The organism is Rummeliibacillus stabekisii, from assembly GCF_007988965.1.
GTDB lineage: Bacteria > Bacillota > Bacilli > Bacillales_A > Planococcaceae > Rummeliibacillus > Rummeliibacillus stabekisii.
Genome location: NZ_BJVD01000015.1, coordinates 16,398 through 39,548, shown reverse-complemented (window position 1 = coordinate 39,548; position 23,151 = coordinate 16,398). Strand labels below are relative to the sequence as shown.

Sequence of the window (23,151 nt, the reverse complement as noted above, 5' to 3'; positions counted from 1 at the left end):
CGGCTCTAGCCTAAAATTCATGCGTGATGACGACCAATCGGAACGATAAGTGGCGTATTAGATACTGGATCGTTAATAACTTGGCAATCCAACTGAAAGGTTTCTTTAATTAAATCTGCCGTTATAATTTCAGTAGGCGCCCCCTCTGCAATGAGTTGGCCATTTTTTACTGTGAACAAATAATCTGCATAGCGTGCAGACAAGTTAATATCATGCAGCACCATCACAATCGTCGTTCCATACTTTTTATTTAAATCTGTTAATAAATCTAATATCTCTACTTGGTATGTAATATCCAAATATGTCGTTGGCTCATCTAAAAATAAAATGTCAGTTTGCTGTGCCAATGCCATCGCAATCCAAACACGCTGTCTTTGTCCACCTGATAATTCATCGATATTTCGATCAGCAAATTCGGTAATGTTCATCATTTCTAATGCTTCTGCTACAGCTTCATAATCCTTTTTCGACCAGCCCTTCATGACGCTTTGATGAGGAAAGCGACCACGACCAACAAGATCTGCTACTGTAATGCCTTCCGGTACGATTGGTGACTGAGGAAGCAGTCCTAATACTTTCGCTAATTGTTTTGGTGCCATTTTATGAATGGATTTACCATCTAATAGCACATCTCCACCCGTTGGCTTAATTAAACGTGCCATTGTTTTTAGAAGTGTTGATTTCCCACACCCGTTAGCCCCAATAATGATGCTAATTTGATTACTCGGAATCGATAAGTTGACGTCGTTTAAAATGGTTTTATTATCATATCCTGATTGAATATTCTTCGTTTCAAATGTATGAGTTGTCATTAAATATCTCCCTTTCGATTAATACGAATTAGCAAGTAAATTAAATATGGTGCACCAATAATCCCTGTAATAACACCTACTGGAAAACGGGTTTCAAAGGCAAACTGACCAATTAGATCTCCGCCTAAGACTAAAATAACCCCAATTAAACCTGCTGGAAGAATATTTGAAAATCCAACCCCAACAAGACGTTGGGCAATAGGCCCTGCTAAAAAGGCGACGAACGCAATGGGGCCTGTTGTGGCTGTAGCTAAAGCGATAATTAATACCGCACTAATCATTAAGATGACGCGCGTTTTATTTGTATTGACGCCTAAAGAGGTCGCCGCTTGTTCACCTAGTTCTAGCATTTCAAGTTGTTTCGCAAAATAAATAAGCACCGGTGTCACAATTACGACTGCAATGATTAACGGATATGTCATCTCTAACTCTGCCCCGTTTAAACTCCCGCTTAACCAGCGCAAAGCGTTTGATAAGTCATTCGTTTTACCAATTAGCATTAAATACGAAATTACCGCATTTAACATTGCTTGAATACCGATACCAATCAAAATTAATCGGCCAATAGCAAAAGAGGTTCCTCTCGATAATCCATAAATAATCCCAACTGTGACGAGCCCTCCGATAACTGCAGCCAGTGAAACAACCGTACTACTTGTATGTAGCACGATAATACAAAAAACTGCTGCCGCACTAGAGCCTGTTGTAATCCCTATAACATTGGGATTTGCTAATGGATTACGCAGCATCGTTTGGAAAATGTAGCCTCCAGCACCAAAAGCAAAACCTGCGAATAAACCTGCTACAGTACGTGGCAAACGAATTTCATTAATGGCGAAAGAAGCACCTGGTATTGTCTCACCAAGCAAAACGTGGATGACATCTGTTACAGGATAAATGGTATTTCCGAGCATCATCATCGTACAGCACAAACCAATGGTAATAATCGCTAAGATAATCGTAACACTAACATACCGATTTCGACGTTTTCTTCTTGCTTTTATAATTGTATTCAGAGTCTCATTCATCATATTGTACGCATTTTCGCTTTCATTGTAATTAATATTAAGATTGGCGCACCAATAAAGGCTGTTAATATTCCTACTTCTAATTCGCCTGGACTACCTAGGAAGCGTCCACATACGTCTGAAATCAATAAAATGATTGCTCCAGCTAATGCTGCTAAAGGAATAAGGAAACGTACATCCGGTCCTACTACTAACCGTACTAAATGGGTAGCGAGTAAACCAATAAAGCCTATTGGACCAGCTAAAGCCGTCGCTGCCCCACAAAGTAAAACTCCAGCAAAAGCCGCTAACATACGAATAACACCTGTGCGAACACCTAAGCCTGTCGCTACTTCGTCACCGAGAGCTAATGCATTCAAGCCAGGGGCTACTATAATGGCAATCAACAAACCGACAATGAAGAAGGGAATAAAGATATGCACTGAATCCCAATTGGCAGCGCCTACACTCCCTACTTGCCAAAAGCGAAATTGATCCATGACATTCGTACGTGGGATTAAAATAGCTGTTACGAGTGAAGACAAAATAGCTGTCGTCGCCGCTCCCGCCAATATCAGTTTTAAAGGTGTAGCACCACTTGCGCCCATCGAGCCAATGCCAAAGACAAAAACAGCTGTCAACATTGCACCGATAATAGCTAACCATATGTATCCACTTGGTGATTGAATGCTTAAAAAAGCAATGCCACAAACGACAAATAAGGATGCACCTGTATTAACACCTAAAATACTTGGATCAGCAATAGGATTACGTGTGACAGATTGCATCAGTGCCCCAGATACACCGAGAGCTGCCCCACAAATCAAACCAAAAATCGTCCTTGCGATACGTTGTCGCACAACGCTTGCCTCATGACCTTCTACAGAAGGATGAAATAAGCCATCTATAAGCCCTTCTAGACCGATCGTACGAGAACCAAACGCAAGGGACATTAAAATACTAACAATGAGCAAAATAAGCAAAAGAGCTACTACTTTTGCTAAATGCTTTGGTAGTAACCTTTGCTTATGTCCTTTTTCAATAATGTTTCCCATTACTATTTAATGTTTTTTGCCACTTCTGAGATTTTAGATAGATAGTCATCAATTGTATATTTAATTGATAATGGGCTTGGTGTGCCAGCTGCTGCTAAAGGTGTATTATCTTCAATTACTACAACATTACCTTTTTTAATGGCTGGAACTTTACCTAGAATAGGATCTTTTTGAAGTGTTTTTAATGTTGTACTATTACCGTATATAACTAGTAATTCTGTATCATTCAATACATCCGCATTTTCAGCACTTAATTCAAGATAGAAGCTCTTATTGTCTTTCATTTGTTTTTTCAAGCCTTCAGGATACTCCATCCCTACTTCTTCTAACATCTCACCACGTGGATCTGATGGTGTGTAAATGTAGAATTTTGATAAATCAGTTGTATTGAACATACCAAAAGCTGCTTTTTTACCTTTAATATCCGGATATTTTGCAGCAGTATCAGCAATTAACTTTTCAGTATCTTTAACTAATTGTTCGCCTTCTTTTTTCATTCCCATACCCATTGAATCGTATTTCACTTGATCGCGCCATGAAGTTACCCATGGTTGATCTTTATAAGCGACTACAGGAGCAATTTCGCTTAGTTTATTATACTCTTCTTTTGTAATACCTGAGTATGCAGCTAAAATCACATCTGGTTTAGAATCAGCGATTGCTTCGTAATCTAAACCATCTGTATCTTGATAAACGTTCGGGCTCTTAGCACCTAGCTCGTCCAATTTTTCTTTTGTCCAAGGTAAGATTCCTGTTTTGTTATCCTTAATACCGTAATTGGCTGCTGAAAAACCAACAGGTACAACACCTAATGCTAATGCGACATCATGGTTTGCCCATGCAATCGTTGCAACACGTTTAGGCTTTTTATCAATTGTTGTTGTTCCGAATGCATGTTGAATTTTAATCGGATAACCACTACCTGCTGATTCAGTCTTTTTATCACTCGATGTTTTATCTTTAGAAGAATCACCTGAACAAGCGGCTAATGCAAGTACTAAAACGGACATAATTGCGAATAGCATCACTTTTGTTATTTTTTTCATTAGTTACACTCCTATTTATAATTGATAATGAGAATCTTTATCACTACTAAAATATAACTTTCAATTTCTAAATTGTCAATAAAAAATGGGTAGGATCATTTTAAAAAACCCCTTTATAAAATAAAAATCACCGATAAGCAAATTTATTTTTGCTTTTATAAATGATAAGGATTATCATTATCACTATACAAGTACGGATTAAACGAGTAGGAGTGTACAACATGGATTTATATGATGTAACAATTGTCGGTGGTGGCCCTGCAGGTTTATATAGCGCCTTTTATAGTGGTATGCGTGATTTAAAAACGAAAATCATTGAATTCCATCCTCAGCTTGGCGGGAAAGTGAATATTTTTTTAGAAAAGATGCTTTGGGATGTTGGCGGGCAACAACCAATCCAAGGTGAGGCCTTCTTAAAAAATTTAATTCAACAAGCAATGACTTTCGAGCCAACTGTATGTCTGAATTCCAAAGTGAAATGGATTGAAAAGAAAGATGACATCTTTACAATCATGACAGACTCAGGAGAAGTACATTATTCAAAAACAGTCATTATTGCGATTGGCGGTGGAATATTCCAACCGATTAAATTAGAGATTGATGGTGCCGAAAAATATGAAATGACTAATCTGCACTATACCATTAATGGCATGGAGCGCTTTCGCAACAAAGAATTATTAATCTCTGGTGGGGGAAATGCTGCTATCGACTGGGCTTGCGAATTACTCCCTATCGCTAAAAAATTGACGGTTATTTATCGGAGTAATGATTTAAAGGCTCATGAATCACAGATAAAAAAATTAAAAGATCATGGCGTTGATATTTTACTTAATACTGAAATTCAAACATTAAATGCGAATGCACAAAAGACTGCCATCGAAACAGTTGATATTAAGAAAAATGGGAAAATCCAAACTATTATGATGGACGATATATTAATTTGCCATGGCTATAATCATGAAGTTTCACTTGATTTCGAGAATAAGATTGCTCCAAAACGTAATGATAATCAGCTATTTGAAAGCATCGGTCAATGCAAAACAACGACACCGGGAATTTTTGCTGTGGGCGATATTGTTTCCTACGACGATAAAGTGTATTTGCTCGTTGGTACGTTCAATGATGCGGTACTAGCTGTTAATAGCGTTAAAAAATATATCGAGCCTGAAGCTAACAGCTATGCAATGGTTTCTTCTCACAATGAAAAATTCCATGAAAAAAATCAACAACTACTAGCAGAAATTCATGCCTAAAATTCACAAGGAGTTCCATTCACCATAATGGCAACTCCTTATTCAAATTATCGAATACTCCCACTACGAACAATATCCACATTTACCTTTGCTTCTATTTTAATATCTTTATAAACTTCTTTCCATTTGCCCTCTTTCCATAACTGCGGATGATAGGCTCTAATTTCTTCTCCGATTCCGACTACATCAGAAGATACTTCTTGGCATTTTTTAAACATCCTAGCTATGTCTTTTTCTACTCTGCCTTCAATAAACTTCTCTACTTTTTCTCTTCTCTTTCTTCGATCTAAGTTGTCTGGCGGATATTCCGTCATGATTATTGGCATGTCCACCTTATACTGAACCTTTATTTGATCTCCATTCTGTGTTATTTTCATTTTTTTCTTAAAGTTGATGACATTAAATCCAACCGAAGTTTTTCTTTCATTTTTATCCACTAAGTAAGCTAATTCAACGATTTTTGATTTTCCAAAACCTAATAATGTAGCAAAAGTGGATTCTCTTAATGAAAGATGCACACCAGTGTATTTTTTTTCATTAAACAAGGCCATTCCTTCAGCTTCAGGAAGCTTTTTTTCACCACTGGTTTTTAGATATGGTAAGCCGAGGTCCCTTCCTTCGCTAAACATGCCCGTAGCAGCAAGTTGTAAACTAGTTGTAGGATATATTGTCGCTTGTTCAAAGCTCTCTATAAAGTCTAAATAGTACTCTCCAATCTCTTTCGGAAAACTTTCTTTTAACTCCAAAAAGTCTTTTGTCGAGCCCTCTGTTATCACAACCTTAGCGGTCATGGGATTTTGAGCTGATCGATAATAAACATCTAACAGATCATATAAATCTTTCTTTGCTGATTCTTCACTAACTAATACAGTAGTCAGCTCAGCAGTATCCATCGTTTGCTCGGTTTTTTTATTGGCATTAATTCTTGCTTCTCTCAGTGTTTTACCTACGCCCTCAAGCACTATATATTTAGTAGGGTCACTACTTGAACTAGGGTACGCATAGTATCCTCTTATATCTCCGATGTATCCATCTATACCTACTACAGAAATAACAGAGAGTTCTTTATACAATCGTTGATCCCAACATCCGCTAAGGAATAAAGAGCCGATAAGGAGAAAAAAAATCATTTTATGCATTTTGTTTTCCCTCCTTTAATAATAACTACTGTGGCATGGGCAATAATTTCAAAATATATAATTAAATTGCAAGAAAATTTATATCTTCTTTCCTTCAGGATCAAAACTGCTTGGTTGCGCAGTCGACTTCGTATGCTTTCCACGGAATAAAATTTGCCCCATTTTATTAGGTGTAAATGGAACAAGCGGGAAGAAATAAGGGGATTTTAAAGAATTCAAGTTACATAAATGTATATTTAACAGCAGTAGTCCAATCACTATACCGAAAAAGCCAAATAATGAAGCTGCAAACATAAAAGGAAAACGCAATACGCGTATTGACGTATTTAGTTCAACTGATGGTACAACATAGCTAGAAATTGCCGTTAATGCTACTACGATTACCACCATATTGGATACTAAGCCTGCACTAACAATGACATCTCCTACAACTAAACCGCCGACAATGCCAATAGTCTGAACTAAAGACTTTGGTAACCGGACACTAGCCTCTCGAATCAGCTCAATAATGATTTCAACTATTAATGCCTCAACTAGCGGATGAAAGGGGATTTCACTAATATCTAATTGAAGTTTCTTGCTTAATTCGATGGGTAGGATCTCATAATGAAAGCTAACTATCGCAATATAAAAGGCAGGCAAATATACAGCTGTAAGGAAGCTAACGACCCGCACCATTCTATAAAATGACCCTACTATGACTCGACTATTAAAATCATCAGGTGATTGGTAAAATGAAAATAATGTAACAGGTGCTACAAAAGCGGTTGGTGAATAATCAGTCATTAGAACAATTTTTCCCTCGGTGAGATTAGCAAATATTCTGTCTGGTCTTTCGGTATTCATAATTTGGGGGAACGGTGAATACGGGGAATCCTCAATGAAATCATTCAATTGCCCTGATGCATATAAACCATTCGCTTTCTCTTTCATTTTTTCAAGCTTTCGCTCTAAATCAGCGAGGTTATTCTGATTTGCAAAACGTGCTAAATAGAAATAATATACCTCTGCTTTGTTTTCCGTTCCAACGGTTATTTTTTTTACAATTAAATCAGGTACTCGCATTCTTTTTCGAATGAGCCCCAAATTCACGTCTATATCTTCTACAAACCCTTCATGGGCACCTCGTAAGATGGCTTCATTTGTCGGTTCATCCGGAGAACGGTGAGGCAAATTTGGCATGGTGAATCTAATCATTTGTTGAGAATTTAATAAAAGTAGCACCGTATATCCTTGGCATACATATTCAACCAATTTTTCAAGGTTATAATTTTCTTTTTGGCTGGCTGTCGTTGCATCCCAATCTTTTTCATTAAAAGTTGTTTGCACTTTCAACACGTTCACTATGTCTTGTACATCTTTTGCATTGACCATCGAGCTATAGTAGCAGAGAATAGCATATTGATCAGTCGGGAACGAGATCTCTCTTGCTACAAAATCAACCGAATTATAAAAAGTGGCTTTCAATTTTTCAACCATTGATTCTAGCTGGAGCATTTCATTCCTCCGTTATTTTTCTTTTCTTTTTATGAGTCTGAAAAAACTTACGATTTCCTTAACATTCCTACTTTAATTAGTATGGAACGTAAAATTATATTTCAAACAAAATAACTCATTGCTAGTTTATAAACGCACTTTCATTTTCACTGTTTTATCCAAGAGCTTCGATTTTAATCTTTTTGTAAAGCTAAGAAAAGCATAAGAAAAAGGCTAACAGATGGAGTATCCTTCTGAGAGCCTTCTTCTATTTGTGTAATATACTTAGATATGGCCAACATAATAATGCCATACTAATTTTTCGATAAAACAGAACTTGACTTTAATCTTGTCGAAGTGCTTGAATAACATCAATTTTAGTTGCCTTTCGAGCTGGGCGCCAGCCACTCAGAATTGCTACCCCAATGCTAATTGCAGATGCAATTAGTACCAATTCCCATGGTATTGTTGAAAAGCGAATACCTAACTCGCCAATACCACTTTCAGGCATCACAGCTTCTAAAATCTTTGGTAAGAGAAGATTGGAGGCAAAACTAATTATATAAGATATCAAAATGGCAAGCACCGTCCCTAAGATCCCTATATAGGCACTTTCCATCACAAACAATCGCTGAACTAGCCTTGGTCCCGCTCCAATAGCTTTCATTACACCGATTTCTCTTATACGTTCGGTTACAGCCATTGTCATCGTATTATATATTCCAATGGAAGCAATCAATACTGCAATTGTTCCTACAAAAATGAGACCTATTTTTAAGGCTAAGAAAAATACGTTGAGTTGATCTAATTGCTCTGTGACAGAGTAAACAGATAAGTGCATAGATTTAAGTTTTTTAAGAATACCTTTTACCGCTTCAAGATCTGTTGCATAGACTGCATGGCTTACGTAATAGAAGTCTTTTTCTTTCAACTTCTGATCAGCCACCTTATTATAATCACGGAGAACGATTGGCTTCATTGCTTCATCCATTTGGATAGTTGAATCTGTTAACCATTCTTTCACTGGCTTTTCGCCAATACCTACTACTTTATAGTTACGTGTTTTGGTTTTTTTGTCATCCTCTGTTTGGAATGCAACTGTAATTTCTTTTCCTAACAGTGATTGTTGTAGCCCTCTCTTATTTTCCTTTTCTTTTGTGGTGTCATCTTCTTTTTCCATCGCTTTTAATTCTTGTTTCGTTAATAAATTTTGCCCTAAGTTGTACCCTACAATAACTTCATTCTTTTTTGAAGGATATGTACCTTGAGACAATTTTAATTTTGCTTTCTTGGCTTGTTCAAAATTACTGAAGCTAATCTCGCTGTTGCCACTCCTGTTCTCAAACTTTACAGTAGGAAATGCAGAGGCTTGGATATTTGATTTATTCACAATTGCTTGTACATTAGGTATGCTCCTAATCGCTTTTTCATCTAACTTTTCTTCATCATTTGAATACACTTCAATTTTTGTAACAGCGCTATCGGATAGAATCTCTTCCTTCATGGTTCCCTGTAAACCAAAAGCAATCGAAGCGAGTACAATCAAAAATGCACAGCCCATTGTAGTTGCTAATACGGTTGTAAAAATGCGCATCCGGTTTTTCTTGACATGCTGCCTAACAAAATCTATTTGGTCTTTAAATAGCAACGGTCTCTACCTCCTTTAATACTCCGTCGTGCATGCGGAATGTTCTATTGGCAATCGTAGCCACTTCTTCGTCATGAGTAATAATGACAAAGGTGATGCCCATTTGTACGTTTAATTGTTTAATTAGCTGTAAAATTTCTTGTTCCGTCTCTGAGTCAAGGCTGCCTGTAGGTTCGTCCGCGAGTATAATCGGTGGATTTGTCACCAGGGCACGCGCTATACAAACTCTTTGCTGTTGACCACCTGAAAGTTCATTTGGGTAGTGGTCTGCTACTTTTTCTAGCTCTACCTTCTGTAAAATTTCTTGTACATGTTGCTTTCTTGATTGCTTAGGAACTCCTTTGATTTTGAGTGGAAGCTCTATATTCTCCTTAGCCGTCAATCCTGGCATCAGCTGAAAGTTTTGAAAGATGAATCCTGTATTCACCATACGGAATTTTGCGTGTTCCGCTTCGGTAAAATTGGTTGTTTCCTTTCCATTCATATGAATAGAGCCTGTTTCTGGTTTTAAAAAACCTGCTATGACATTTAATAATGTGGATTTCCCTGAGCCACTTTTGCCCACAATAGAGATAATCTCTCCATCATTAATATTAAATGAGATATCCTTTAATACAGGAACCCCTCTTTCATTTCCTTTCTTTCCAATTTTAAAAGTGTGACTAATATGCTGTAATTGAATCAAAATCGCGTCCTCCCTATCCTTTCACTCTATTTTCCAGTATATATCCACTTTCTTAATAAAAAGGTAGGAAGAAAATGAAGATTTTCTTAAGTTTATTTAGAATGTATGAAAAAAGAAGCCATAAAAATGGCTTCTAATAAGGAGTTATTCTTTATTTTCTTTATCTCTGTCGTCATCTTTATTCCGATATCTAGAAAAGTCTTCTTCTTCCCCAAACTCAGTTGAATAGTCGAAGTTCCTTTGTCCGCTTCCCATTGTCTCTTCCGCTTCATCACCGATAGGCATGAATAAAAGCGTAAGACATGCTAATCCACTTAAGCCAACAAGTGCATAAACTACTCGAGAAATAGGCGCTAATTGCCCGCCAAATAAGGAAGCAACCAAATCGAATCTAAAGAAACCAATAAGTCCCCAGTTGATAGCACCGACAATTGTTAGTACTAAGGCAATACGCAAAATCGTCTTCATCCTGAACACCTCCCCTGCTGTAGAATGAAAAGCGAGTGGGATGACAAAAAAGCCACCCCACCATTGAATCTTTATCGTCTATGTTCGACTAAGTCTATGGCGCCTAAGACCACATGCGCAAGGCCAAAGCCAATGATCGACCCTCTATAAATCGGCTTTAAAGCTTTATTATTGCGAAGTGACATACCTGTAATCGTAACTGCCGTTCCAAGCACGGTAGGAATTAATCCTTCTCGATCCATCGCCATAAAAACGCCTCCCCAAATGATTAAGATTCCTTGTTATCTTTTGCATTCAGACATATTTAATACTACAACTGAAGAGAAGTATTTTTTTACAAGACAATGTCCAACCTAATAAAAAAACTGCAAATGAACGCCAAATAAATGGAGTTCAAATACAGTTTTTTTAAGTAATATTCTTAGCTTGAAGCAATGACTATCTGATTTCTTCCTTGTTTTTTCGCCTGGTATAAACATTCGTCTGCTTTCCCAATTAACATGGAAGGAGACATGTCTGCATGATTATATTCAGCAATGCCCGCTGAAATGGTAATTGGCTCTCCTGTTGGACTATTGGTTGCTTCTAATTCTCTGCGCAAGTTTTCTGCTATATCAAAGGCTTGTTGATTATTGGTGTATGGCAAAACCATGATAAATTCTTCGCCCCCGTATCTACAGCAAATATCTGATGGCCGTGCAACTGATCGGATTTGAGATGCTAAGAATTGTATTACTTCATCACCTACATTGTGTCCATAGGTATCGTTTACAGCTTTAAAATGGTCAATATCCATAATGACGAGAGAAAATGGAATCTTCTCGGTAGTAAATTCCTTTAACTTCACATCAAGCGTCCTGCGATTTGTCAGCCCTGTCAGTGGATCTGTTGTTGATTGATCCATAAAGAACGTCACTTGTTGATGTAAAAAGCTCAGACTTTGAATTAAGGCCGTCTTTAATTGCCTTACCTCGTAATACCATGCTTTCACATCAGACAAGTTCTTAGACTCATCCTTTTGCATACTGTTCTCTGCTAGCTCTGCTAGGCGCTGTAGTGGTTTAGATATTTTGAGTGCTGCCCAAATGATAATAACCAATGTCACAATAAGAAGTGGAAATGCGACGTACAACATTTGTTTAACCATCGTTACTGCTGGCTCCAAGGATATGTCCGTCGGCCTTTGTGCCACGACTCCCCAGCCCGCATTTCCGACAATTGCATAGCCTGCCAGCATATCTTTACCCTTTGAATTGATGACACGTTGCGCTCCATTTGGTTCCCGACTCATAATTTTTTGTATGACTGAATTATTTTTTATAACTTCATTAATACGAGAGTGATCTTGATGATAAATAATCCGACCACCACGGTCTACTACATAGACATATGAACCATCGTTATAAAAATGATTGCCCAGTAATTCATATAGAATATTACTTTCCTCAAGATAGATAGTGCCACCTACTAATCCCAGATATTTTCCGTTATTAGAGAATATAGGGGCTGATATAAATATCAGTTCCTTTTGGGTTAGGCCCTTGAAAGGGTCAGAAACCATTGGCTCTTGTTCTTTTAAAGCCTTTTTTACTGCAGGTAAATCAGCCATTCTGCCCTTCAAGTTGAGAGATTGGGGAGATGTAGCAATAATTTCCCCCTTCTTATCAATAATAGAAACAGAGTTAAATGTATTGGTTTGCATTTTAAGCCGGTCTGCCTCTTCTAATAGACGCTTTTCATCATTTATATAGGTTGCGAGAATATTAGTATTATATGTTAACGTTTGTAATGTTTCATTTAAGTAGTTATTAGCAGTCGTTGCCAACTTCTCTGCATATACTCTATTCGTTTCTAGCGTATTATCCATTAGCGTTTGTTTATTCATTCGATAGCTACTAAAAAGACTGCTGCCGATTGTTAAGGCGAATGCTAATATTGCAACACCTATAATTAAATGCTGCAGCTTCAAATATTTTTTTCTCATATGATTTACTCACTCATTTTTTAAAAATTTGAAAGGTTATACCATTAGCAGATTATACATGAATATTGGATTGCTTTATATGCTTATTAAGAACGAAGAATAGGAAATATCACTGTCAGTAAATAGGTATTTTGGGAATTAAAATGATTTGTTAACCTTTTTTACAAATATCAAATTTGCTCTTCGTCATAGCTGTTGAAATATTTTGAGACAATCCTACTAGGAGAAATAAAGTCTCTTATTTGCATTCGAACCTCTAGTGATATACGCTTTTAAAGAAAAGAAATTTTATCCAAAGGAGCGATGGAACGATGTACGTAGTAACAAACCGTATCAAAGTGAAAAAAGGATTTGCAGAGAAAATGGCGCCGAACTTTACTCGCCCTGGAGCATTACAATCATTTGAAGGCTTTATAAAAGTGGAAGTAGCTGTTAGCAAAGACTTTGAAGATTATGATGAAATGAGCGTCAACATGTACTGGGAAAACCTTGATGGCTTTAAAAAATGGCGTGAAAGCGATGCATTTAAACAAGCACATAAACGCCCAGCTGCTGATTCAAATGAAGGTCCAAAAGAATCACCAATGCTTGGAAGCCAAATTGTTGTAGCGGAAATCGTTTCTCGCATTGAAGCTTCAACACAAGCCTAATAAAAAAGCTCTTGCGTACAGAAATACTGTTCGCAAGAGCTTTTTTCTATTAAGGTTTAAGAATGCATAATTTCTCCGCCATTTACATGGATGCACTGGCCAGTCATGTAGGAAGCATCATCTGATGCAAGTAACACATATGCACCTACAAGTTCACGTGGTTGACCTGGACGCTTCATCAGTGATTCAGTACCAAATTGCTCTACTGCTTTTTCATCAAAGGATGATGGAATAAGAGGAGTCCAGATTGGTCCTGGTGCAACCATATTTACACGGATCCCTTGGCCAACGACATTTTGTGCAAGGCTTCGTACAAAGCCCACTATTGCACCCTTAGTTGATGTATAGTCGATTAATTGTTTGTTGCCTTTGTAAGGATTAATAGAAGTGGTTGCGATAATAGAGCTTCCTTCTTTTAAATGAGGCACTGCAAATTTGCTTAAATAGAATAATGGATCCATATTGACAGCAAATGTTTTTTTCCATTGTTCTGTTGTGATATCTGTAATGCTGTCCACCGGATATTGAACAGCTGCATTGCTTACGACAATATCAATTTTGTTAAACTCTTTTAATGTGTCATTGATCAGTTTTTTACAGGTTTCCTCTTGTGAAATATCACCTTGGATTAATAGACATTTTACATTTTCGTCTTCTATCATTTTTTTCGTTTCTTCAGCATCACCATCTTCATCTAAATAATTAATGACGATATTGGCACCTTCTTTAGCATAAGCAACTGCTACAGCTCGGCCGATTCCTGAATCTCCACCTGTAATAATTGCCACACGATCTTTCAACTTACCGCTTCCTACATAATCCATTGGTTGAATTGGTAGAGGATTCATTTTTGATTCAACGCCAGGTTGATGTTCTTGTGTTTGACCTGGTTGTCCGCCTTTTTGTTGTTCATTAATGTTCATTTTATATCTCCTCCTTATCGTTTTTACATTCAAACCATAGCCATCTCTGTTTAAAAATAAACATAAGAAAATATACACTCAATAAATATAAAAACGGCCAAACGCTTCTAAACTAGAAGTGTTTGGCCGTATTATTATTATCTTCTTCTTATAAAGATCCGTATCCAATGATGCGTGGAGCCCAATAGCTTCCGCTTGCTACACTTTGATATTGAACTTTATTTCCTGCAGCATGCAATACACGTTTATTGCCTGCATAGATACCAACATGTGTAATCTTTGTACTTCCTGGTGTTGCACCAAAGAAGATTAAATCTCCTACATCTGGGGTACTTACTTTTTTAGTGGCAGCGCGTTGTGAACCTGTGTTATGCGGTAAGCTGCCATATCCTGCTTTTTTATATACATAAGATGTAAAACCTGAGCAATCAAAGCCTGATGGTGTTGAGCCGCCCCATACATACGGAACACCAAGATACTGGCTTCCCACGCTAATAAGTTTATTACCTTTTACAGCATTTGATACCTTTTTAGTTTTTGTATATTTTTTAATATATGTTTCAGCAATCCAGCCTTTTTTGCCTTTGTATGTTACTTTGTACCATTTTTTCTTCTTAACAGTTTTTCTATAAGATGCTTTTACTACTGCGCCTTTTTTCAATGTAATAATTCTTTTTGCTTTTGCAGATGTATCTTTTCTCATATTAAGTTTAGCTTTTGCTTTGAATGTTGTAGAAACTTTAACAGCTTTAGCACTTGAAACAGCTGTAATGCCTGAAGTGTGATTAGTTGCAACAGTCTTGGCTTGTGCCATTTCATCAGAGGATGTTCCGAATAATGCACCAATGCCTAATGATAAAGTTAATGTGCCAGCTGTAATCACTTTAAATACTTTTTTATTCATGTATGTTATTCCTCCATCGTTCTTTTGATTATTATTTGATCTATTTAAACGGTTCATGTTGTTTTCTTGTTAGCTCACGTTCTCCATATTAGGCAATTTCAAACGGATAAACAACTACATTCCAGTTACAAGGTGATTACTTTTTATTACAAATAATACAAAAGGGGAGGTTTTTGATATTTTTTTAATACTTTAAAAGCTGCTGACATAAACGGTACCGAGTTATTTTTAACATCCAATTTTATAAAGAATTTCGCTTTTAGTGCATAACATGAGATAATGGGTGTAACCTCATACTGTAAAAGCAGTTGCTATTTTCATGCTTGTTACTATAGCGCTGGCTTGAGATAAAATAATGTTGAAGGATGACGAAATGACTACAATACAAACATTGCGAGTAGACCCCAAATATGTAAACGATTTAAAAAAGGGCTATCCCCTTATTCTAAAAGACGCAATCCTAAATAAAGATGTACTACAAGATGAAGGTGATTTAATACGCCTAGTTGATCAGCATAACCGCTATGTCGGAACAGGCTATTATGGCAACCAAAATAAAGGGATTGGCTGGGTATTCACAACAAAAGAACACGAAACGATTGACGACGAATTCTTCAAAAAAAGACTGGAAAAGGCTCTTTCGCTACGCGAAAACTTTTACAATGATTCAAATACAACAGCTTTCCGCGTGGTAAATGGTGAAGGAGACGGCATTGGTGGCTTAACGATTGACTATTACGATGGCTACTATGTAGCGAGCTGGTATAGCGAAGGAATTTATTCATTTAAAGAATCTATCTATAATGCGCTAAAGGAATTAGTGGACTTTAAAGGTGTTTACGAGAAAAAACGATTTGATACAAAAGGCCAGTACATGGAACAAGACGATTTTGTGATGGGGACTGAAGGTGATTTCCCTATTATTATTAAAGAAAATGGCATGAACTTTGCCGTGGACTTGAATGATGGAGCAATGACGGGTATTTTCTTGGATCAACGAGATGTGCGAGAAGCTATACGTGATCATTATGCACAAGATACAAATATGCTCAATACATTCTCTTATACTGGCGCATTTTCAGTGGCGGCTGCTTTAGGTGGTGCAGTGAAAACAACAAGTGTTGACCTTGCTAAACGTAGCCTACCAAAAACGATTGAACAATTTAGCGTAAATGGTATTGATTATGAAGCACAGGACATGAAGGTAATGGATGTTTTCCAATACTTTAAATATGCAGCGCGTCACGAATTAAAGTTTGATTTAGTAGTACTAGATCCTCCAAGCTTCGCGCGTAATAAAAAGATGACCTTCTCAACAGCTAAGGACTATCCCAAATTATTGGCTGACGCCATCCAAATCACAGAAAAAAACGGTATTATTGTGGCATCCACAAATAATGCAAGTTTCGGTATGAAAAAGTTTAAAACATTTATCGACCAAGCATTTAAAGATACAAACACTAAGTACAAGATTGTTGAACAATATGGTCTACCAAAAGACTTCAGAGCAACTCGTGAATTCCCCGAATTCAATTATTTAAAGGTTGTCTTTATAAAAAAATTAAGCAAATAAAAAAAAGCTGCTGTTTTTTATACAGCAGCTTTTTTCTTATATTAATCAATTTTAATGACTTTGCGTAGTCTTAAAGCAAAGAGGCCTGCAAAAATGGAAAGGATAATATCCTTTGGCAACGGCGGCAGCATCCAAAGCCATGCCATTTTATAAGTAAATCCTTCTGGGGCTTGTGCCCACAATTTGTAGGCATAGTACATCCATGTTGTACCAAATACATAATTGATTACTAGTCCTACTAAAGCAGCTGCCAAATACATTGTCTTTGTCCGGCTATGTTCTACCATCTTTCCTATTATGTAAGCAACCATTATAAATGTTACGATAAATCCAAACGTTGGGCTCAAAATAACCGAAAAACCACCACTAAACTTTGCAAACACTGGTGCCCCTACTAAACCTAGCAACGTATAAACCAGCATAGAAACAGTACCCAAACGGCTACCTAATACTAAACCTGCTAAAATAGCAAAGAAGGTTTGCATTGTGATGGGTACGCCTCCTATTACGAGGAAGGAAGACACGTTTGCGCCAATCATCATTAAAGTTGCAAATAAGCCACAATAAGCGATCTCTCGTGCCGAAAATCTACCTTTTACATTTGTAACATTTGTTGTCATTTTGTTCTTTCTCCCCTTTGTTAACCAAATATATTTATAGGTTAACATAAATCAAGAGAAATAAAACTATTTTTTTAGGAATTCGACAATTTTTTATTCTTCCTCATCAAAACCAAATAACTTCTCTTCTTCACTTTCATATATTCGACCCAAATTATTTGTATCCCTTTCAACCTGAAGAATAATGATATATTGCCTTTTATCCGTTTGGATAATGGGTAACTCTTTTATTTCAAGAACAGTAACCAAATCATTCTCATATTCTTTTTGATAGGCTTTCATCTCAACGACTATATTTTCTAGATCCTCTTGCTCACCTCTGTAAACATCAAGTATTACTTCCACTTCATATTTTTCTATCATGCGTCATAGCTCCTTTTGACAATTATAGCTCCGCTCCAGATGGCGCTTTCCGCGGGCTTGGCTTCAATCTCCTCATCACTTCGTTCTTGCGGTGCTTTCAGCTCAAGCTATTCCCGCAGGAGTCGCCATCTTCCACTACTCTATAAAATGGCTGTGCTTTGAAACGAAAATACTTTCCGTTATATCTAGATTTCTATCTCTTGAATAAATTTTCCTTTGAGAAAATATAAAGTTTCTAAATGTAGTTACTTTCTAAATTATCCAATTTTACTTCCATCTAATGATTACTATCTATTGCTAATATTTATTCTTTCAATTTTTATTCCTTAGACTGTTCATGTGCAATGTAGGTACTACTGTTTTATAATAGAGATAGGTAATAAAAGAAATGATTGAGTTAAAGAAAGGATTTTTATGTTTAGAAATAAGAAAATTAAAATCCATGTCTCTGGTTGGCCTGCGTTATGTCTATTAATTGCCATCATGGCCGTACTGCTACTATTGGCCATTACTCTACCATACTTTGGGTTTTTTGGTTTATTTAATATATTGGCTAAGTTTAACTTGGCAAGCATGGAGTTATTCGAAAAAGGTTATCAAAATTTCTTTTACTTTGAATGGTTACTAATTTTGATTATTGCGATGGTTATTATTCTAGATTTAATAAGTCTAATGATCATTGCCGGTAGCAACCTGAAGCTGGCATTTCCTATTAGTACTATGAGCACAATCATTCAATTCTTGTTGAGTTTAACTATTTTCAAAAAGGTAATCATACCTAGCTTTCAACATGTACAGATTACATGGAAGGGTTCGTTAATTCTCTTTCTTCTCATCTACCTTGTGACGAGTGTATTTAATCATGAGACGCCTAAAGAAAAAAAGGTAAATAGCTAGCAACTTCACCCTCAAATAAACCTTGATATATATATAATAGTATGATAAAATCCTTTAAGTTCAGTTCTTTTTTGAAGAGTTGAACTTTCGTGTGAGTATAAACCTAGTTTTGGGTCTTGGTGAAAACCTTGACCCTTTTTTTATTTCTCAAAAAACAAGCCCTTTTCAAAAGAAAAGGGCTTGTTTTATTAATTGTTAATATACATTTCAAAGACTTCGCTATAATCCTTCTTGACGAATTGTTTCTTGCTTTTAAGCATCCAGTCATTCGCGAATTGTGTGATTTGTTCAAAGGCCTGTGCAGGCGTACCTTCTTGCGTGTTCATCTTACCGATTGCCTGTGCTGCCAGTGATAAGCTACTTTCTGCTATTTCATATTTTTTTTGATTATGAATCATTTCTTGGGAAATAGCATGTAATGCCTTATAAAGATCTTTAATCTCTGTATCGAACTTTTTGTGAATATCAATCGAAAATGGCTCGTTGTTCATAGTAAATTTAATCTCTATATCTAAATCTATTGTTCCTGCTGTTTCTAACATTACATTTGAGATATGTGAGTGTTCATAATCATATCTCTTTAAGAGCCGCTTTTTGCTGATTGCTGAATCGCCATCTACATGGATCAAACTATAATTAGTGAAGCAGTACTCATCTGCCTTCGTTTTGATTAAATAATAGATAACTTCTCCAGCTTCATGCAAGACAAAATCATCGGATTCCGTTTTATCAAAATCTTCTTTTGCTATCACCATGCCAATATCTGATAATCCTAATGCATCTGATGCTAGTTTTTTGAACATCTTGAACCCCTCCTATTCTCTATTCCGTTAGATAGACTACTCTGAAATGCGTGTGAAAAATTCAAGCAATTTAGCGTGATCCGATATATTGTGATTGCACTGCTCCCCATTTATACAAATATAATTGCTATATTTAGTGAACGTCTCAGCTGTCTGCCCCTTCGTTTTGGTAGTAAACAGACTCACCTCACCATGATGGTTGCAGATAGAACAAACCCCTTTTGTTACTTTGGTGCTCATCGTCCCTTTTAAAGCTTTCAGATTACCTTCATCTTCTATAACAATATATTTGCGATGCGTTTGGGTATCATCCCAATTCAAATAGCAAATATGCTGAAAGTCCAAATCTTCTAGGTTTGGTAGCTTTAGTTTCTTCTCTTTTCTAAAAAGTTTTTTTAGCTCTGCTGTTGAGATTTGGTAAAAAGGAATGACATAAGGCTTTAGGCTTTGCAAAAACGAATCGCCTTGTTGGCGTTCTGTAATTGTGTATAACGGTTCAATTAGCTTTGTTTGTTCTTCAGATGGATCAATTGCATTGAAAATTTCATTTTCCACGAGTCCTTTTACAGCTTGAAGTACATTTTTATCTTTTGTTGTTGTATAGGCGTTTAATAGTTTATTCAGTTGCTGCTCAATTAGATGAAAATTTGCTACTGATAAGAAAGATTTTATTGTTTTTTCCATTCGAAATCACTCCATTAAATAGGTTTTTAAATGAGCTACCTAAAGAAATGATTCATTGCATTAACAGTGCTCCATTTCTTTAGCAAAAGAATAGTATAGAGCATGCATTACAGTTGAATGCAGACATTTTGGATGCCTCCTAAAAATCAAGTTATCTCTATACTAACATCTACATTTTGGAAAAACAATTTGCTATCAAACGCAAACAAAAAAAGCACTCAGAATTCCTTGAGTGCTAATCTGGTGTAATGAAGAGTGAATGTAATCCCTTATTCTCCTAAAAGAATACGCTCTTTACAAAATGCTAAAATCATCGCTTCTTCATCTTCTTCTAAAGCAAAGTCTAATACTGAAGCATCTGCTTTTGCAATTAAGAAGTAATTGGCAATGGCAATCTCATCATTTTTTTTGGAGATAATTACTCGTATCTCAAGCCCGCCCTCTCTATAGAGTTCGTCTTCTTCATCTATCTCTATATCCAGCAAAAACTCGTATCGTTCACCTTCAATAATGTGTGTAGGGTCCACGATTTCTTCCATTGTGTATGCTAATATGTCCAATCATATCGCTCCTTTTAAAGCTTTCATTATTTTATAATATAGGAAATCGAAAATATGTAAAGCAAAGGGGCGCGTACATCATGAAAGAGCTAATTTATTATCAAGATGTGATGATGAAGGAATTTGAAGCAAGTATACTTAAACAAGCAATAGCCGAAGACGGGAGAAAATATATTGTCTTAGACAATACTGCTTTCTACCCTACAGGTGGCGGCCAGCCGCATGATACAGGTTATTTAAATGATGTAGAAGTGGTGGATGTAGAAAAAGTAGATGGAGATATTCGGCATTATGTTCTTTCTTTCTTGCCGGAAGATACAAAAACAGTGCACGGCAAGTTAGATTGGGAACGCCGATTTGATCATATGCAGCAACATGCGGGTCAACACATTCTCACCGCATCCTTTGTAGAGTTATTTAATTATCAAACAGTCAGCTTCCATCTTGGACAGGAGACTGTAACGATTGACCTTGATACCTCAGAACTAACGGAAGAAGAGCTCCAAGCCGTTGAAAAAAGGGCAAATGACATAATCCTAGATAATCGCCAAATTGAGACAAAGTGGATCACAGAAGAAGAGCTTTCTAAATATCCTTTACGTAAAGCAATTCAGGTAACGGGTGAAATCCGACTCGTCATCATACCGGAGTTTGATTATAATGGCTGCGGTGGTACTCACCCTATCACAACTGGCGGTGTACAAGCTATCAAAATTCTATCAACTGAGAAACAAAAAAATAAGACCCGTGTCCATTTTGTTTGCGGTATGCGCGTTGTACACGAACTAGGTTGGAGAAAAAAGGAGTTATCGAAGGCAGCGAAATTGGCCAATGCTCCCGAAAAGGAAACAGCTGGTGCTGTACAAAAGTTGCTTGATACTCAAAAATCTTTAGAGAAAAAGTGTACCCAGGCGGAGAAACAGCTTCTTTCATATGAAGCAAAAGAATTGGCTATGGAAACCCCTACAGATTCCATAATCAAAAAAGCATTCGTTAACCGTTCCATACAGGAATTACAGCAACTAGCGCGTTCCATTGTAAAACTGACTCCAGCAACCACTATACTATTTGTTTCAAAGGATAGAGAGCAGGTCCAATTTGTTGCAGCAAAGGGAAAAGATACTGACCAAGTCAGCATGAAGGATGTATCCAATGCCGTTTTCTCTGTAATCGATGGCAATGGCGGAGGCAATGATACATTTGTGCAAGGCGGGGGCAAAACAGGTCTTTCTCCTAATGAGTTACTAAGTAAAATGGTAGAGGCTTTAAATAAATAAGACAAAAAAGACTGTAGAACAATCTTCTACAGTCTTTTGTCATTCATCACCATGAAGGATGGCTGATTGGCGATTTTTTCAATAAATATATTCCAATCTATCATCATAGTATTGTAATGGAAGTCATCCGGCTTACCTGCTGGATAAGTGATATGCTCTGCATCAGAAAAGAAATCATCCCAATCATTTGGCTGCTGGTACCGTTCAAGCTCACTTTTTTCCACTGTTTTCTTTTGGAATTCCTCGTATGCAAGCGGTATAATTTCTAGAAAAATCTTTTCCACGTTCCCCTGTTGAATAGAGAAGCGCATTTGTCTTAGCCAATAATGAATAATCTCTGCATCTAATTTGCTATAGCTATGTGATTGTATAGAATAAGGGCCGTGTTTTGCCTCTTCTTGCCGCTTATTGAGATCTTCAATTTTATAATCTACAAATGAATCATACACCCCTTTTAATTTCTCCTTTAAGGATGCAGATATCTCTTCTGTTTGAAGCAACACCACTAGCTTCATTGCTAAGAAACCTAGCTCTACCCCTAATTGCTCTTCACTGACAGCAGTCGATTTTTGATTAATCAGCCATTTCTTTGCAGATTGATAAAAGGCTCCTGCCGCAGCTAAGTCGATTACTTGGTAACCATTAGCTGAAATAGCCAATTGCGCTTGCATTTTAACCCCCGTGAAAAGAAGACGCAGCAAATCCCCCATAAAATAGGAATCTCTTTCAAGCCATGCATCCTGCGAGCCTTTCAGCTGAGCATAATCAGGATTTTGTTCTAGAAACTCCTTATACTGATCCACTTTCTGCTGGTAGATAACCATGATGGAATGGCGCATATATTCTTTTTCGCCCACAGCTCCATTTCGTTCGAAGAAATCTCCCACTGTTTCTGTATAAGCATTAATTAGCCGCTCTAATCCCCTGCTCCAAATATCTTCAAGCAACTCTAACTGCTTTATTTCTTCCTCACCCGAAAAATCTCTTGCAATACGTTCTCTATATGTACAATATTCGGATGCCAAAAAGTCTATACGCTCGCCAATAGCTGCAATTCTCTCAAAGCTTAAGCCACCTTTAGCACTGACATTGAACTCTACCATTTTCCAAAAGATCTCTTTTGGTAATCCAACTGATTCAATTTCTTCCTTTGTAAGTGCTTGCAAGTGCATGCGCTTATTTGCTGAGAAATGGTTCGGCCAACGCTTGTATCCATCATCTATATACTGTTTTCTTAAATTCTTGATCCTCTCAGTTGTGATCTCTTCTTGAGAGATGTTGAGCGGTAAAGGCCTATCATCTAGTTCTCTCATTGCCGATCAAA

24 protein-coding genes are annotated in these 23,151 nt (G+C 36.9%); 5 read left to right on the top strand and 19 right to left on the bottom strand.

What is annotated here, in order from left to right:
• Positions 1–17: 17 nt before the first annotated feature.
• Genes RST01_RS15460 through RST01_RS15445 form a run of 4 tightly spaced genes read right to left on the bottom strand, consistent with a single transcriptional unit; the run spans position 18 to position 3,920 of the window.
• Positions 18–812 carry an ABC transporter ATP-binding protein gene (locus RST01_RS15460; protein WP_066791407.1) on the bottom strand — a complete coding sequence of 265 codons (795 nt, stop codon included), beginning with the start codon at positions 810–812 and terminating at the stop codon, positions 18–20.
• Positions 812–1,843, bottom strand: coding sequence for a FecCD family ABC transporter permease (locus tag RST01_RS15455; protein WP_147198214.1), 1,032 nt, complete (start codon positions 1,841–1,843; stop codon positions 812–814). Before RST01_RS15455 ends, RST01_RS15460 begins: the two co-directional genes overlap by 1 nt.
• Positions 1,840–2,874, bottom strand: a complete 1,035-nt coding sequence (locus RST01_RS15450) for a FecCD family ABC transporter permease (protein WP_147198212.1) — start codon at positions 2,872–2,874, stop codon at positions 1,840–1,842. Before RST01_RS15450 ends, RST01_RS15455 begins: the two co-directional genes overlap by 4 nt.
• 2 nt (positions 2,875–2,876) lie before the next feature.
• Positions 2,877–3,920, bottom strand: a complete 1,044-nt coding sequence (locus RST01_RS15445; protein WP_147198210.1) for an iron-siderophore ABC transporter substrate-binding protein — start codon at positions 3,918–3,920, stop codon at positions 2,877–2,879.
• A 221-nt stretch (positions 3,921–4,141) separates the two neighbouring features.
• On the opposite strand from RST01_RS15445, the gene RST01_RS15440 reads away from it, so the two are divergent.
• Positions 4,142–5,173, top strand: coding sequence for an NAD(P)/FAD-dependent oxidoreductase (locus RST01_RS15440; RefSeq protein WP_147198208.1), 1,032 nt, complete (start codon positions 4,142–4,144; stop codon positions 5,171–5,173).
• 47 nt (positions 5,174–5,220) lie between these two features.
• Here the strand turns inward: RST01_RS15440 and RST01_RS15435 are convergent, their stop codons facing one another.
• The 7 genes from RST01_RS15435 to RST01_RS15405 all read right to left on the bottom strand — a co-directional run bounded on the left by RST01_RS15435 (position 5,221) and on the right by RST01_RS15405 (position 12,573).
• On the bottom strand, positions 5,221–6,312 hold the full coding sequence (locus RST01_RS15435) for a Ger(x)C family spore germination protein (RefSeq protein WP_147198207.1): 1,092 nt from the start codon (positions 6,310–6,312) through the stop codon (positions 5,221–5,223).
• Between the two features lie 78 nt (positions 6,313–6,390).
• Positions 6,391–7,809 carry a spore germination protein gene (locus RST01_RS15430; protein WP_147198205.1) on the bottom strand — a complete coding sequence of 473 codons (1,419 nt, stop codon included), beginning with the start codon at positions 7,807–7,809 and terminating at the stop codon, positions 6,391–6,393.
• 322 nt (positions 7,810–8,131) lie between these two features.
• Positions 8,132–9,436 carry an ABC transporter permease gene (locus RST01_RS15425; protein ID WP_147198204.1) on the bottom strand — a complete coding sequence of 435 codons (1,305 nt, stop codon included), beginning with the start codon at positions 9,434–9,436 and terminating at the stop codon, positions 8,132–8,134.
• A complete protein-coding gene (locus RST01_RS15420; protein ID WP_147198202.1) occupies positions 9,426–10,121 on the bottom strand; it encodes an ABC transporter ATP-binding protein in 696 nt (231 codons plus the stop codon). Before RST01_RS15420 ends, RST01_RS15425 begins: the two co-directional genes overlap by 11 nt.
• Positions 10,122–10,265: 144 nt before the next feature.
• Positions 10,266–10,589 (bottom strand): DUF378 domain-containing protein, encoded by a 324-nt coding sequence (locus RST01_RS15415; RefSeq protein ID WP_066791389.1) that lies wholly within the window; start codon positions 10,587–10,589, stop codon positions 10,266–10,268.
• A gap of 71 nt (positions 10,590–10,660) precedes the next feature.
• A complete protein-coding gene (locus RST01_RS15410; protein WP_066792051.1) occupies positions 10,661–10,831 on the bottom strand; it encodes an asparagine synthase in 171 nt (56 codons plus the stop codon).
• Positions 10,832–11,010: 179 nt separating this feature from the next.
• Positions 11,011–12,573: a sensor domain-containing diguanylate cyclase gene (locus RST01_RS15405; protein ID WP_147198200.1), complete on the bottom strand. Its 1,563-nt coding sequence runs from the start codon at positions 12,571–12,573 to the stop codon at positions 11,011–11,013.
• Between the two features lie 311 nt (positions 12,574–12,884).
• Here RST01_RS15405 and RST01_RS15400 point away from each other — a divergent pair, with 311 nt between their 5' ends.
• Positions 12,885–13,223: a heme oxygenase gene (locus RST01_RS15400; RefSeq protein WP_147198198.1), complete on the top strand. Its 339-nt coding sequence runs from the start codon at positions 12,885–12,887 to the stop codon at positions 13,221–13,223.
• A gap of 56 nt (positions 13,224–13,279) precedes the next feature.
• Here RST01_RS15400 and RST01_RS15395 read toward each other — a convergent pair whose 3' ends face one another.
• Positions 13,280–14,146: an SDR family oxidoreductase gene (locus RST01_RS15395; protein ID WP_147198196.1), complete on the bottom strand. Its 867-nt coding sequence runs from the start codon at positions 14,144–14,146 to the stop codon at positions 13,280–13,282.
• Positions 14,147–14,294: 148 nt separating this feature from the next.
• Positions 14,295–15,050, bottom strand: coding sequence for a C40 family peptidase (locus RST01_RS15390; protein WP_184117618.1), 756 nt, complete (start codon positions 15,048–15,050; stop codon positions 14,295–14,297).
• Between the two features lie 373 nt (positions 15,051–15,423).
• On the opposite strand from RST01_RS15390, the gene RST01_RS15385 reads away from it, so the two are divergent.
• The gene (locus tag RST01_RS15385) at positions 15,424–16,623 is read left to right on the top strand and encodes a class I SAM-dependent rRNA methyltransferase (protein ID WP_147198192.1); all 1,200 of its coding nucleotides are present in this window, start codon (positions 15,424–15,426) and stop codon (positions 16,621–16,623) included.
• A gap of 41 nt (positions 16,624–16,664) precedes the next feature.
• Here the strand turns inward: RST01_RS15385 and RST01_RS15380 are convergent, their stop codons facing one another.
• Together RST01_RS15380 and RST01_RS15375 are read right to left on the bottom strand one after the other, a co-directional pair.
• Positions 16,665–17,243, bottom strand: coding sequence for a biotin transporter BioY (locus RST01_RS15380; protein ID WP_147198190.1), 579 nt, complete (start codon positions 17,241–17,243; stop codon positions 16,665–16,667).
• Between the two features lie 93 nt (positions 17,244–17,336).
• Complete coding sequence (locus tag RST01_RS15375) at positions 17,337–17,606, bottom strand: hypothetical protein (protein ID WP_147198188.1); 270 nt, start codon at positions 17,604–17,606, stop codon at positions 17,337–17,339.
• 414 nt (positions 17,607–18,020) lie between these two features.
• Here RST01_RS15375 and RST01_RS15370 point away from each other — a divergent pair, with 414 nt between their 5' ends.
• Positions 18,021–18,503: a SepA family multidrug efflux transporter gene (locus RST01_RS15370; protein WP_066791376.1), complete on the top strand. Its 483-nt coding sequence runs from the start codon at positions 18,021–18,023 to the stop codon at positions 18,501–18,503.
• Positions 18,504–18,691: 188 nt separating this feature from the next.
• Here the strand turns inward: RST01_RS15370 and RST01_RS15365 are convergent, their stop codons facing one another.
• The 3 genes from RST01_RS15365 to RST01_RS15355 all read right to left on the bottom strand — a co-directional run bounded on the left by RST01_RS15365 (position 18,692) and on the right by RST01_RS15355 (position 20,550).
• A complete protein-coding gene (locus RST01_RS15365; RefSeq protein ID WP_147198186.1) occupies positions 18,692–19,306 on the bottom strand; it encodes a PH domain-containing protein in 615 nt (204 codons plus the stop codon).
• Positions 19,307–19,342: 36 nt separating this feature from the next.
• Entirely contained in the window at positions 19,343–19,990 is a 648-nt protein-coding gene (locus RST01_RS15360) for a FusB/FusC family EF-G-binding protein (protein WP_147198184.1), read from the bottom strand.
• Between the two features lie 269 nt (positions 19,991–20,259).
• Positions 20,260–20,550: a DUF6509 family protein gene (locus RST01_RS15355; protein ID WP_184117619.1), complete on the bottom strand. Its 291-nt coding sequence runs from the start codon at positions 20,548–20,550 to the stop codon at positions 20,260–20,262.
• A gap of 80 nt (positions 20,551–20,630) precedes the next feature.
• Between RST01_RS15355 and RST01_RS15350 the strand changes: the two genes are divergently transcribed.
• Complete coding sequence (locus tag RST01_RS15350; protein ID WP_147198182.1) at positions 20,631–21,827, top strand: alanyl-tRNA editing protein; 1,197 nt, start codon at positions 20,631–20,633, stop codon at positions 21,825–21,827.
• Between the two features lie 26 nt (positions 21,828–21,853).
• On the opposite strand, the gene RST01_RS15345 is transcribed toward RST01_RS15350, so the two are convergent.
• Positions 21,854–23,140, bottom strand: coding sequence for a hypothetical protein (locus RST01_RS15345; RefSeq protein ID WP_147198180.1), 1,287 nt, complete (start codon positions 23,138–23,140; stop codon positions 21,854–21,856).
• Positions 23,141–23,151 lie beyond the last annotated feature (11 nt).